The sequence below is a fragment of the Parvimonas micra genome, assembly GCF_021300775.1.
Lineage (GTDB): Bacteria > Bacillota > Clostridia > Tissierellales > Peptoniphilaceae > Parvimonas.
Map to the genome: position 1 here is coordinate 322306 of NZ_JAJTJP010000002.1, position 12645 is coordinate 334950.

The window sequence follows — 12645 nt, forward strand, 5'->3', positions numbered from 1 at the left end:
ATGATTAGAAAGTTATTAGTTGCTAATCGTGGAGAGATAGCAGTAAGAATAATTAGAACTTGTAAGGAAATGGGAATTACAACAGTTGCAGTTCATTCTGTAGGAGATAAGGAAGCATTACATGTTAATTTAGCAGATGAATCAATATGTATTGGTCCTGATAATCCTTTAAAATCATATCTTAATATGAATAATATTATTCAGGCTGCTTGTAGTAGTGGATGTGATGCGATTCATCCTGGATTTGGTTTTTTAAGTGAAAATCCAAAATTTGCCAAATTAGTTGAAGAATGTGGTTTAATTTTTGTAGGCCCTAATCATGAATTGATTAGTATGTTAGGGGATAAAAATGAAGCCAGATTACAAATGGGAATTATTGGTGTACCAGTTATTCCTGGAAGTAAGGATGTAATTGAAACTGCTGAAATTGGACTTCAAGAAGCTGAAAAAATTGGTTATCCAGTTATTATAAAAGCTTCTAGTGGTGGTGGTGGTAAAGGAATGAGAATTGTTTGGAACAGTTCAGATTTTGTTGAAAATTATAATACTGCTAAATCAGAAGCGAAGATTAGTTTTAATGATGATAGAGTTTATATTGAAAAATATATAGAATCTCCAAAACATATTGAAGTACAACTTTTAGGAGATATGTTTGGAAATGTAATTCATCTTTATGAACGTGATTGTTCAATGCAAAGAAAAAATCAAAAAATTTTAGAAGAGGCGCCTTGTCATATTCTCGATAATAACATTCGAGAAAAGTTGATTAAAGACGCTGTTAAAATTTGTAAGCATTTAAAATATTATTCAGCGGGAACTATTGAATTTTTAGTTGATAAATCTGGAAATTATTATTTTATGGAGATGAATACAAGAATACAGGTAGAACATCCTATTACTGAGATGATAACTGGAGTTGATATTGTAAGACAACAAATTCGTATTGCTTCTGGTTTGAAACTTAATATTAAGCAAGAAGATGTTAAAATTAACGGTTATGCAATAGAATGTAGAATTACAGCTGAAGATACTAAGAATAATTTTGCACCATCACCAGGCAAGATTAAGTTTTTAAATGTACCTTGTGGAAATGGTGTTCGTATTGAAACTGCAGTATATAATGGTTATACAATTCCACCTTTTTATGATTCAATGATAATGAAGGTGATAACTTATGCGCCTACAAGACTTGCTTGTATCAAGAAGATGAGAGCAACTCTTGAGGAGTTATTTGTTGATGGAGTAAAAACGAATATAGAATTTCAATACTTGCTACTACATAGTGCCAAATTTATAAGTGGAAGATATGATACAAGCTATGTTGCAAATTATATAAAGGAGTTAAGTGAAAATGCAGAATTTATTTAATCATAGAAAAATTGAGATAAGTAAACTTAAAATATATAGAAAAAATAATCCTACATTTTTACCAAAGGAAATTCCGGATAATCTTTTTAAAGCTTGTCCAAATTGTAATGAAAATATCACTAAGGAAGAATGGGAGTCTAACTTATTTGTTTGTAACAAATGTGGACATCATTTAAGAATTGGAGCTGTTGAAAGAATTAGAGAGCTTTGTGATATTAACTCTTTTAGTGAATTTGATGCAGAGATTACTACTTATAATGAAGAAAATTTTTACCAATATGATGAAAAGCTAGAAAAGGCTAGAACAAATAGTGGAATTAATGAAGCTGTTGTTTGTGGAGTTGGTGAAATTTCAGGAATAAAAGCTGTTGTTTGTGCTATGGATAGTAATTTTATGATGGGAAGTATGGGAAAAGTTGTAGGAGAAAAAATTACTCGTTCAATCGAATATGCGACTTTGAAAAAATTACCTTTAATCGTGGCTACTGCAAGTGGTGGAGCTAGAATGCAAGAGGGAATTATCTCCTTAATGCAAATGGCAAAAACTAGTGCAGCTTTAAAAAAATTTAATGATAAAGGTCTATTGTATATAACTATTTTAACTGATCCAACTACTGGTGGAGTAAGTGCAAGTTTTGCAATGCTTGGGGATATTATTATTGCTGAGCCTAAAGCTTACATTGGTTTTGCTGGAAAGAGAGTTATTGAAAAAACAATAAATGAAAAATTGCCGGAGGAATTCCAAAAAAGTGAATTTTTGCTTAAAAAGGGCTTTGTAGATCTTATTGTAAGTAGAAATAGATTAAAAGATACTCTACATAAACTTTTAATCTTACATGGAGTGAAGTAATGGAATATAAAGATTATGAATTAATAATTAGAGACCTTATAGAAAAAAAGAATAATACAACTGATGAGAAAGAAAGAGAAAATCTTTCAAATAAAATAAAGAAACTATGTCATGAAGCAAATCAAAATTTGACTTCTTGGGATAGAGTTTGTATAGCTAGAAATAGAATACATCCAAAAGCTGAAGACTATATAAAAAGACTTTTTACAAATTTCGTAGAATTGCATGGAGATCGCTTTTATGGGGACGATAAAGCTATAATTTCTGGTATTGGACTATTTCATGATATTCCAGTTACAGTTATTGCACAAGCAAAGGGAAAAACTACAGAAGAAAATATTGAAAGAAATTTTGGTATGAGTAATCCTGAAGGTTATCGTAAGGCGATAAGAATTGCAAAACAAGCAGAAAAATTTAAAAGACCAATAATTACTTTTGTAGACACTGCTGGTGCTTATCCGGGAAAAGATGCAGAAGAAAGAGGTCAAGCAGAGGCAATTGCAAAATGTCTTTATGAATTTTCAACTCTTGAAACACCAGTTATCTGTGTTGTAATTGGTGAAGGCGGAAGTGGTGGAGCTTTAGCTTTAAGTCTTGGAGATTGTATTATAATGCTTGAAAATTCAATTTATTCTGTTTTATCTCCTGAAGGTTTTTCATCAATTTTATGGAAAGATGAAACTAGATGTAAAGAAGCTAGTGAAATGATGAAGCTTACTGCATATGATTTAAGAGAAAAGGGAATAGTTGATGAGATAATAAAGGAGCCTTTTGGTGGAGCACAAAACAATTTTTCTGAAGTTATAAAACTTTTAGATGAAAGTATTTATAAGAGAATAAAGGAACTAAGAAAAGTTAGTAAAAGCAGTTTACTTTCTAATAGGTATAAAAAATATAGAAATATTGGAGTATATTAATGAAGATTTTAGGTTTTGGGAAAGCTGTTCCTAAAAAAGTTGTTACTAATGATGATCTATCAAAATTCGTTGAAACAAGTGATGAATGGATTTTTCAAAGAACAGGAATTAGGGAACGTAGAATTTCAGATGAAAATACAAGTGAATTAGCGTATATATCAGCTGTTGAGGCAATTAAGAATTCAAATATTGATAAGAATGAAATTGACTTGATTGTTTGTGCGACAATGACTCCTGATAATTATACTCCATCTGTAGCATGTATGGTACAAGAAAAATTAGGGCTTGGAGAAAATGTAACAGCATTTGACGTTAACGCAGCATGTACTGGATTTGTATTTGCACTAAAAGTTGTTGCCTCCATGCTTAATACATATCATAAAAAAGCATTGGTAATTGGTTGTGAAACACTTAGTAAGATAATTGATTTTGGAGATAGAAATACTTGTGTTTTATTTGGAGATGGTGCCGGTGCAATTGTTGTTGAAAAAGACGGTAAAAATGAAGAATTTTATGCTTGTAGTTTAGGAAATGATAAAGATCTTGTTGCAGAAAATGTTGAGATGAATTTTGAAATGAAAAATAAAGTTCTTAAATCTGGCTTTTTAAAAATGGATGGTAAAGAAGTATTTAAGTTTGCAATAAATGTAGTAGAAAAATCAATTAATAAAATTTTAGAAATGACAAATTTAAAAATTGAAGATATTAAATTGATTATTCCTCATCAAGCAAATCAAAGAATAATAAGTAATGTTGCAAAAAAACTTAATGTAGATAATGATAAGTTTTTTGTTAATTTAGAAAAATATGGCAATACAAGTGCTGCAAGTATCCCTATGGCTTTTTGCGAAGCTTTTGAATCAAAGAAAATTACAAAAGGAGATAAAGTAATTTTAGTAGGCTTTGGTGGCGGACTTACATGGGGTTCTACAATTATTGAAATATAGGAGAATAGTATGATTAATGAAATATTAGGTATAAAATATCCAATTTTTCAAGGAGCAATGGCAAATATTTCAACGGCAGAATTTGCAGCGGATGTTAGTAATTCTGGAGCTCTTGGAATTATTGGAACAGGAGCTATGGATGCTAAAATGGTAAGGGATTCTATTAGAAAGTGTAAAGAGCTTACAGATAAACCTTTTGGTGTTAATATAATGTTAATGAATCCATATTGCGACGAGATTATTGAGGTTATTTTAGAAGAGAAAGTAGCAGTTGTTACAACTGGAGCAGGAAATCCAGGTGCTTATGTTGAAAGATTAAAAGCTAAAGGGATTAAAATTATTCCTGTTGTTCCATCTGTTGCACTTGCTAGAAGAATGGAAAGTATTGGTGTTGATGCAGTTATTGTTGAGGGAACTGAATCAGGTGGTCATGTTGGAGAGCTTACAACTATGGCACTAGTTCCACAAGTTGTAGATGCAATCAATATTCCAGTAATTGCTGCTGGAGGAATTGCAGATGGTAGAGGTTTTAATGCCGCTATCGCTTTAGGATCAATTGGAGTTCAAGTTGGAACTTGTCTTTTAGTTGCTAAAGAATGTCCAGTACATCAAAATTATAAAAATGCAGTAATCAAAGCAAAAGATATTGATACTGTAGTTACAGGTAGAACTATTAATACACCTGTTAGAATTTTAAAAAATGATATGAGTAGAAAATTTTTACAATTAGAAAAAGAAATTTCATCAAGAGAGGAATTAGAAAAATTGACATTGGGTTCTTTAAAAAGAGCAGTTGTTGAAGGTGACGTTAAAAATGGTTCCGTTATGCTTGGACAAATTTCTGGTTTAATAAAAGAAGAAAAGACTCTAAATGAAATTTTTGAAAATATAATGAAAGAAAGTAAGGAAGAGTTTGAAAGATTGAAAAAATTAATAGGTGGAGACTATGCTTAAGTCTGTTAAATTAAAAGATAAAATTTTAGAAGTACCTATTATTCAAGGTGGTATGGGAGTTGGAATTTCCCTATCAAGTTTAGTAGGAAATGTTATGAGAGAAAATTGTATGGGAGTACTAAGTTTCGCTCATCCTGGTTATAGCTGTAAAACATTTTTAAAAGAAACTTCTAAAGATAATTTTCTTGCAATGAAAGAAGAAGTTGATAAGGCAAGAAAAATTTCCGGTGGGAAGGGACTACTTGGAGTTAATGTAATGGTTGCAACAACTGAATATGCATCTTATGTTAAGGAATGTGTTAAATTAGGTGTGGATGCAATCATCTCTGGAGCCGGACTTCCTCTTAATTTACCAGAATTAACTAAAGGGAGTGATGTTCTTATCGCTCCAATCGTATCAAGTGGAAAGGCTTTAAATCTAATATTAAGAAGATGGGATCAACATCATAATAAGATTCCTGATTTTGTAGTTATTGAAGGAAGTGAAGCCGGAGGTCATCTTGGTTTTAAAAAAGATGATATTTTAAATGATACTTGTGAAAGTATTGATGAAATTTTAGAAGACTGTTTGAAATTAGTTGTTAATTATGAAGAAAAATATAATCAAAAAATTCCAATTTTTGTAGCTGGTGGTATTTATACTGGAAAGGACATTGCAAAATATGTGAAGCAAGGTGCAAGTGGAGTTCAAATGGGAACTAGATTTATTGCGACAGAAGAATGTGATGCTCACGAAAAATACAAAGAGATGTTTGTAAAAGCTAAAAAAGAAGATATTGTTATTGTTAAAAGCCCAGCAGGATTTCCTGGAAGAGCAATAAGAAATAAATTCACAGAAAGATTGGATAAAGATGGGCGAATTCCTGTTAGATATTGTGTTGATTGTATTTTACCATGTAATCCTAAAAATACAGTTTATTGTATAACAGAAGCTTTGATAAATGCTGTTAAAGGTGATATTGATAATGGACTAATATTTTCAGGGACTAATGCTTATAGAATTGATAAGATAACAACTGTTAAAGAATTAATTTCAGAATTGGTTTCTGAAGCTAATAATGAATTGAGGTGATTATATGAAGATAGCATTTTTATTTGCCGGTCAAGGCGCACAATATGTAGGAATGGGACAAGAATTGGCAGACAGTTCGGCATTTAAAGAAGTATTTGAATATTTACCTTCAAATTTACAAAAAATTTGTTTTGAAGGTCCTGCTGAAGACTTAAATAATACTTTAAATGCCCAACCATGTTTAGTCGCAGTATCTTTAGGAATAGCTAAAGTTTTAAAAAGCCATGGCATTGATTGTGAGTATGCGGCAGGATTGAGTTTAGGGGAATATACAGCTTTAGCATATAGTGATGCACTATCTGTAAAAGATGTTTTAGAGCTTGTTAGAAAGCGTAGTGAAATAATGTCTAATGCTGTTCCTAAAAATACTGGTATGGCTGCGATTTTTAGTTGTGAAGCAAAAGTAATTGAAGATGTAATTAAAGATATAAAAAATGTAGAAATAGCAAACTATAATAGTCCAAAACAGATTGTAATTACAGGAAGTATGGAAGGAATAGATGAAGCTATTTTAAAGTTAAAAGATTTAGGATATAAGTCTAAAAAACTAAATGTAAGTGGAGCTTTTCATTCAAGTTATTTAAATAATGCAAGTGAGGAATTATTCACTGTATTAAAAGAGGTTGATTTTAAAGAGCCAAATAAAAAAATAGTATTTAATACTGTTGGAAAGACAAGTGATGAGGATGTAAAAATCCTTTTGAAAAATCAAATTAAGTCAAGTGTAAAATTCATGCAAAGCGTTGAGTTTATGATTGAAAATGGTGTAGATACTTTTATAGAAATAGGACCTGGAAAAGTTTTAAGTGGTCTGGTAAAACAAATTAATCCAGATGTGAATATTTATTCAGTTGAAAATCTTGAGTCCATTGGAAAGGTGGTTGAATTATTAAATGAATAAGGTTGCATTAGTTACAGGAGGAAGTGGTGGAATAGGTAAAGCTATTTCTATTAAACTTGCCAAATCAGGATATGATGTAGTAATAAACTATAATTCTGACTACGAAAAAGCTCTTGAAGTAAAAAAAATATGTGAAGAATATAATGTTAAAGTTCTTTTATATAAATGTAATATTTCAAATTTTGAAGAAGTTGAACTCATGTTTAAAGAAGTTGTAAAAGAAATGGGCAGAGTAGATGTTTTAGTAAATAACTCTGGTATTACAAGAGATACATTAATTTTAAGAATGAGTGAAGAAGATTTTGACAAGGTAATAGATGTTAACCTAAAAGGATGCTTTAATTGTATTAAAAATGTTTCAAGAATTATGATGAAACAAAAAACTGGTGTAATTGTTAATATTTCAAGTGTAGTTGGACTTTCTGGAAATATTGGACAGGTTAATTATGCCGCAAGTAAGGCAGGAATCTTAGGGTTAACTAAATCTGTTGCTAGAGAATTAGTTTCCTTAAATATTAGATGTAATGCAGTTGCTCCTGGTTTTATAGAAACTGAAATGACAGATCAACTTTCTGAAACTGTTAAAGAAAGTGTTTTAAAATCAATCCCTATGAATAAGATGGGAAGTCCAGAGGACGTTGCAAATTTAGTTAATTTTTTAGTTAGTGATGAATCAAAATATATAACAGGTCAAGTAATAAATGTTGACGGTGGAATGATAATGTAGGTGTGATATGAAAAGAAGAGTTGTTATAAGTGGATTGGGTGTTGTTTCACCAATTGGAAATGATAAAGAAGAACTTTGGAATTCTATAGAAAATGGAAAATGTGGAATTGATGAAATTACTTTTTTTGATACAAGCGAACATAAGGTAAAACTTGCTGCTGAAATTAAGGATTTAGATTTTGAAAAATATTACAATAAACGTGATTTGAAATTTAATGATCGTTTTGTAAAGTTTGCAAGAATAGCATCAAAACAAGCTTTTGAAGATTCTAATCTTCAAGATTTTGATAGAGATAGAACTGGAGTTATCCTAGCAAGTGGAATAGGTGGAATTGAAACTATTTCAAATTGTGAAAATGTATTGAATGAAAAGGGTCCAAGTAGAGTATCTCCATATTTTATTCCTATGGCATTAATTAATATTGCAGCAGGAACTGTAGCGATTGACTTGGATGCAAGAGGATATTGTAGTAGTGTTGTTACTGCTTGTGCTGCTGGAACAAATGCAATTGGAGAAGGCTTTTTGAAAATTAGAGATGGATATATGGATATTGTTTTTGCTGGGGGAAGTGAAGCATCAATAACACCACTTGCTGTAGCGGGATTTGCTAGTATGAGAGCTTTAAGTGAAAGTACAGATAAAAATAGAGCTAGTATTCCTTTTGACAAAGAAAGAAATGGATTTGTAATGGGAGAGGGAAGTGCAGTTTTAGTGCTTGAAGAATTGGAACATGCTTTAAAACGTAATGCTAAAATTTATGCTGAAGTTGTAGGTTATGGAAATTCATGTGATGCTAATCATATTACTGCTCCTTTAAGTGATGGTAGTGGCGCTGGAAAAGCAATGTTAAATGCTATTAGTGATGCTGGAATTGAAGCAAAAGATATAGGATATATCAATGCCCATGGAACAAGTACTCCTTTAAATGACAAGTCAGAAACATTGGCAATAAAATATGCCTTTGGCGAAAACTATAAAGATGTATTAGTTAGTTCTACAAAATCTGCTACAGGACATTTGCTTGGAGCAAGTGGAGCTGTTGAAGCTTTAATTACAACATTAGCATTAAAAAATTCATATATTCCTGCAACATTAAATTCAAAGGAAATTGATGAAGAATGTGATTTGAATATCGTTAAAAATAAGGGATTAGAAAAGAATATTAAATATGCTATGAGTAATTCCTTAGGTTTCGGTGGACATAATGCAAGTATAATATTGAAAAAATGGGAGGACTAATATGGTTTATAATTCAAATGAAATTCAAGAAATAATACCACATAGATATCCGTTTTTACTTGTAGATAGAATTGATTTTATTAATGAAGAAAGAACTGAGATAGTTGGAACAAAATGTGTAAGTGCTAATGAAATGCAGTTTATGGGACATTTTCCTAATAAACATGTTATGCCAGGAGTTTTAATTGTTGAGGCTTTGGCTCAAACTGGATGTGTTTTACTTCTTAGTAAAGAGGAAAATAAAGGTAAAATTGGTTATTTTGCTGGAATTAATAAAATGAGATTTAAACAAATGGTTCTACCAGGAGATGTACTTACTTTGAAGGTAAAACTAGTTAATAGTAAAGCAAATATCTATATTGCTGATGTTTGCGCAATGGTAGAAAATAAGGTTGTTTGTAGTGGGGAAATAATCTGTTCTGTAGGAAATTAAAAAAAAGATATAAGTATAAGAGTTATCTTATACTTATATCTGAACTAATTAATTTGATTAGTTTATCTTGAGCTTGGACTATTAAAGAGCCGTTATCATCAATATCAATAGCTTTTGCATTGAATTGTTTATCATTTTGAATTACTGATATTTCTTTTCCAAGTACATAAGAATTTTCTTTGTAGATTTTAAGATAATCTTCCTTTTCTAAAAAATATGAATCAAAGAAATTAATTATTTCAGAAATCAGTTTGTTTCTTGAAATATCATTATTTATATTATTTTCTATTGATGTTGCAATATTTTTTAAACTTGAAGGAAAATCAAATTTTTTTACATTTATTCCAATTCCTATAACCATATTGTCAATGATGTTAGTATTAAGGTTAATTTGGCTTTCACATAGAATGCCACCGATCTTTAAATCATTTAGAATTATATCATTGACCCATTTTAATTTTACATCTAAATTACAAACAGATTTTATTGCTGAAAGAATAGCGACACTGGTTAAAATTGTGATTTTTAAACTCTCCTCTATTAAGCAATTTGGATTGATTAAAATAGACATATATATTCCAATATCTTTATTAGACATAAATTGTCTACTCTTTTTTCCATAACCATTTGTCTGCTCATTACTGATAACAATAGTACCATATTTTTTTTCATTTATTTTTGATTTTAGATATTTATTTGTTGAATCAATACTGTCAAAAATTTCAATATCATGTTCATACTTTAGATTTTGTTTAATCTCTTGTATATTTAAGTTGTTTTGTATAGTTTTCATATTGTAATTATATATAAATTTAATGAAAAAAACAACTATATTGATTTTGTATATTGACTAAAAGAAAATACTATTATATACTTTTAATAGAATTTAGGAGGATGAAAATGGCGGAGTGCAAAACCAGACAGACATTAAATGAATTATTAGTCGATTTATTTAATTTCATATTATATATACAAGAAAAATATATGAAAGAAAAGGGAGTACCTTTAACAATGTATGAAGTTCATCTACTTGAAAATGTTTCAAAGATTGAAAATAATACAATTGGAAATATTGCAGATGCAATGTTAGTTACAAAGGGAACTCTTTCAGTAAATGCAAGTAGACTTATTAAAAAAGGATATTTAACAAAATATGTGGATAAAGAAGATAGAAGAGTTGTTAGAGTTGAAATAACTGATAAGGCAAGAGATATTTTAAAGATTCACGATGAATTCCATGAGAATTTAATTGATAGAGCTTTAGAGGATTTAAATTTGTCAGATAACGAAGTTTTAAATAAAAGCTTTGAATCTATTTTGACATATTTTAAGACTGAATATAGAAAGATGAGTCAAAAAATTGAGGAACCAAAAGTTAAGGATACTCAAATTAAAAAGTTTAAAAAATTAAATATGAAAAGAAAGTTGAAATATACTGTTTAAATAAGGAATGTGGCTGTTTTTAAAAATCAGCCTTTTTTGTTTTTTTGGTAAAAATGTGTTAAAATAATACTTAAGAATTAATATTTCAGATAGGAGATTTTTATGGTTAGTAAGGAAGAAGTAAAGAAAATTTATTATCTTGCAAACTTGAATGTAGAAGAAAACGAACTTGATGTTATTGCTAAAAAGTTTGATGATGTTCTTGTTTTTGCTAATGAAATTATGGAACTTGATACTTCAGAATGTGAAGAACTAGAAATAGTTGTTGAACACAACAGCCCATTGAGAGAAGATGTTGTTGAAGAAAGTATTTCAAGAGAAGATGCGCTTTTAAATGCAAGTGACAAAGAGTATGGATATTTTAGATTACAAAGGGTTGTGAAATAATGGATATTTTAAGTATAAGAGAAGATTTTATCAGTGGTAAAGTGGATCTAGTTTCCTTTTATAATGATGTTATAAAGAGAATTGAAGATAAAATAGAATTAAATATTTTCCTTGATTTTTCAAAAGAAAAAGTTATGGAAAGAGTTGAATTTTTAAATAATAAATTAAAGAATAAAGAAAAATTAGGATCTCTTTTTGGAATTTCTGTTTCCATTAAGGACAATATTTTAGTTAAGGGATATAAAAATACATGTGGCTCAAAAATTCTAGAAAATTATTCTCCGATTTTTAATGCTACAATTATTGATAGACTTTTAGAAGAAGATGCTGTAATCTTAGGAAAAGTGAATATGGATGAGTTTGCAATGGGAGGTTCAGGTGAAACTTCTTATTTTGGAGCAACAAAAAATCCTCTAGATGATAGTTTAATACCAGGAGGATCTTCTTCAGGTTCTGCAAGTAGTGTAAGTGCTGACCTTGCGATGATTAGTTTAGGTTCTGATACAGGTGGCTCTGTAAGAAATCCTGCGTCTTTCTGTGCTTGTGTAGGTTACAAACCAACATATGGAATGATTTCAAGATATGGTGTTGTTTCAATGGCAAGCAGTTTAGACCAAGTTGGTATTTTATCAAATGATGTTAAATCAATTTTACCTGTTATAAATACAATTGGTGGAGTTGATAAGATGGATGCAGTTACTATGAGAGATACTGTTGATTTTAAAGAAGATAATAACTTTTCAATCAAAGGGCTAAAAATTGCGACTGTTTCTAATATTGAAGAATATGAAATTGATGATGTTGTTCTAAGTGATTATAAAAAAGCTATCGAAAATTTAAAGAGTCAAGGTGCAATAATTGAAGAAGTAGATTTTAAATATATTAAACATTCAACAAATGTATATAATGTTGTTATGAGTGCTGAAGTTTCAAGTAATATGTCTAGATTTGACGGTATCAGATATGGATATAGAACTGAAAATTATGACTCAACAAGAGAATTATTTACAAATACAAGAAGTGAAGGTTTTGGAGAAGAAGTTCAAAGAAGAATTGCAATGGGAACTTTCTATTTAGCAAGTTCTAATAACCAAGTACTTTATAAAAAAGGTTTGAAAGTTAGAGATTTGATTAGTAAAGAAGTAAATAAAGTTCTTACAGAATATGATTTTATTTTAACTCCAACAACTACTTGTCTTCCTGGTAAGATAGGTGCTGAAAAGGATAATGCTTTAAAATCTTATGCTGGAGATACTTTTAATGTTCCAGTTAACTTTGCAGGTCTTCCTGCTATTTCTGTTCCTTTAAATCTTAAGAAAATTGGCGGAAGCGTTCAATTTATAGCTAAGAGATTTGATGATGAAAAATTATTAAATCTTGCAATGAATTTTGAAAGGGGGCTTTAA

Annotated in this window: 14 protein-coding genes; 13 read left to right on the top strand and 1 reads right to left on the bottom strand. The window is 29.8% G+C overall.

Annotation, left to right across the window (positions count from 1 at the left end; genetic code table 11):
- From accC to fabZ, 10 genes are read left to right on the top strand one after another with little or no spacing between them, the layout of a single operon-like run.
- Positions 1 to 1368 carry an acetyl-CoA carboxylase biotin carboxylase subunit gene (gene accC / locus LW893_RS04800; RefSeq protein ID WP_233056103.1) on the top strand — a complete coding sequence of 456 codons (1368 nt, stop codon included), beginning with the start codon at positions 1 to 3 and terminating at the stop codon, positions 1366 to 1368.
- Positions 1352 to 2218: an acetyl-CoA carboxylase, carboxyltransferase subunit beta gene (gene accD, locus LW893_RS04805; protein WP_233056104.1), complete on the top strand. Its 867-nt coding sequence runs from the start codon at positions 1352 to 1354 to the stop codon at positions 2216 to 2218. Before accC ends, accD begins: the two co-directional genes overlap by 17 nt.
- Positions 2218 to 3135 carry an acetyl-CoA carboxylase carboxyltransferase subunit alpha gene (locus LW893_RS04810; RefSeq protein WP_233056105.1) on the top strand — a complete coding sequence of 306 codons (918 nt, stop codon included), beginning with the start codon at positions 2218 to 2220 and terminating at the stop codon, positions 3133 to 3135. Before accD ends, LW893_RS04810 begins: the two co-directional genes overlap by 1 nt.
- On the top strand, positions 3135 to 4082 hold the full coding sequence (locus tag LW893_RS04815) for a beta-ketoacyl-ACP synthase III (protein ID WP_233056106.1): 948 nt from the start codon (positions 3135 to 3137) through the stop codon (positions 4080 to 4082). The genes LW893_RS04810 and LW893_RS04815 overlap by 1 nt, the downstream gene beginning before the upstream one ends.
- A gap of 9 nt (positions 4083 to 4091) precedes the next feature.
- Positions 4092 to 5036: an enoyl-[acyl-carrier-protein] reductase FabK gene (fabK, locus tag LW893_RS04820; protein WP_233056107.1), complete on the top strand. Its 945-nt coding sequence runs from the start codon at positions 4092 to 4094 to the stop codon at positions 5034 to 5036.
- The gene (locus LW893_RS04825) at positions 5029 to 6108 is read left to right on the top strand and encodes an NAD(P)H-dependent flavin oxidoreductase (RefSeq protein ID WP_233056109.1); all 1080 of its coding nucleotides are present in this window, start codon (positions 5029 to 5031) and stop codon (positions 6106 to 6108) included. The genes fabK and LW893_RS04825 overlap by 8 nt, the downstream gene beginning before the upstream one ends.
- A 4-nt stretch (positions 6109 to 6112) precedes the next feature.
- The gene (gene fabD, locus LW893_RS04830) at positions 6113 to 7009 is read left to right on the top strand and encodes an ACP S-malonyltransferase (protein WP_233056110.1); all 897 of its coding nucleotides are present in this window, start codon (positions 6113 to 6115) and stop codon (positions 7007 to 7009) included.
- Positions 7002 to 7736 (top strand): 3-oxoacyl-[acyl-carrier-protein] reductase, encoded by a 735-nt coding sequence (fabG, locus tag LW893_RS04835; RefSeq protein ID WP_233056111.1) that lies wholly within the window; start codon positions 7002 to 7004, stop codon positions 7734 to 7736. Before fabD ends, fabG begins: the two co-directional genes overlap by 8 nt.
- A gap of 7 nt (positions 7737 to 7743) precedes the next feature.
- Positions 7744 to 8976 (top strand): beta-ketoacyl-ACP synthase II, encoded by a 1233-nt coding sequence (gene fabF / locus LW893_RS04840; protein ID WP_233056112.1) that lies wholly within the window; start codon positions 7744 to 7746, stop codon positions 8974 to 8976.
- 1 nt (position 8977) lies between these two features.
- Positions 8978 to 9409: a 3-hydroxyacyl-ACP dehydratase FabZ gene (fabZ, locus tag LW893_RS04845; RefSeq protein WP_233056114.1), complete on the top strand. Its 432-nt coding sequence runs from the start codon at positions 8978 to 8980 to the stop codon at positions 9407 to 9409.
- 22 nt (positions 9410 to 9431) lie between these two features.
- Here fabZ and LW893_RS04850 read toward each other — a convergent pair whose 3' ends face one another.
- On the bottom strand, positions 9432 to 10202 hold the full coding sequence (locus LW893_RS04850; protein WP_233056115.1) for a biotin--[acetyl-CoA-carboxylase] ligase: 771 nt from the start codon (positions 10200 to 10202) through the stop codon (positions 9432 to 9434).
- Positions 10203 to 10309: 107 nt separating this feature from the next.
- Between LW893_RS04850 and LW893_RS04855 the strand changes: the two genes are divergently transcribed.
- The 3 genes from LW893_RS04855 to gatA all read left to right on the top strand — a co-directional run bounded on the left by LW893_RS04855 (position 10310) and on the right by gatA (position 12645).
- The gene (locus LW893_RS04855) at positions 10310 to 10852 is read left to right on the top strand and encodes a MarR family winged helix-turn-helix transcriptional regulator (protein WP_233056120.1); all 543 of its coding nucleotides are present in this window, start codon (positions 10310 to 10312) and stop codon (positions 10850 to 10852) included.
- Positions 10853 to 10954: 102 nt separating this feature from the next.
- Positions 10955 to 11239, top strand: a complete 285-nt coding sequence (gene gatC / locus LW893_RS04860; RefSeq protein WP_233056122.1) for an Asp-tRNA(Asn)/Glu-tRNA(Gln) amidotransferase subunit GatC — start codon at positions 10955 to 10957, stop codon at positions 11237 to 11239.
- Complete coding sequence (gene gatA / locus LW893_RS04865) at positions 11239 to 12645, top strand: Asp-tRNA(Asn)/Glu-tRNA(Gln) amidotransferase subunit GatA (RefSeq protein ID WP_233056123.1); 1407 nt, start codon at positions 11239 to 11241, stop codon at positions 12643 to 12645. Before gatC ends, gatA begins: the two co-directional genes overlap by 1 nt.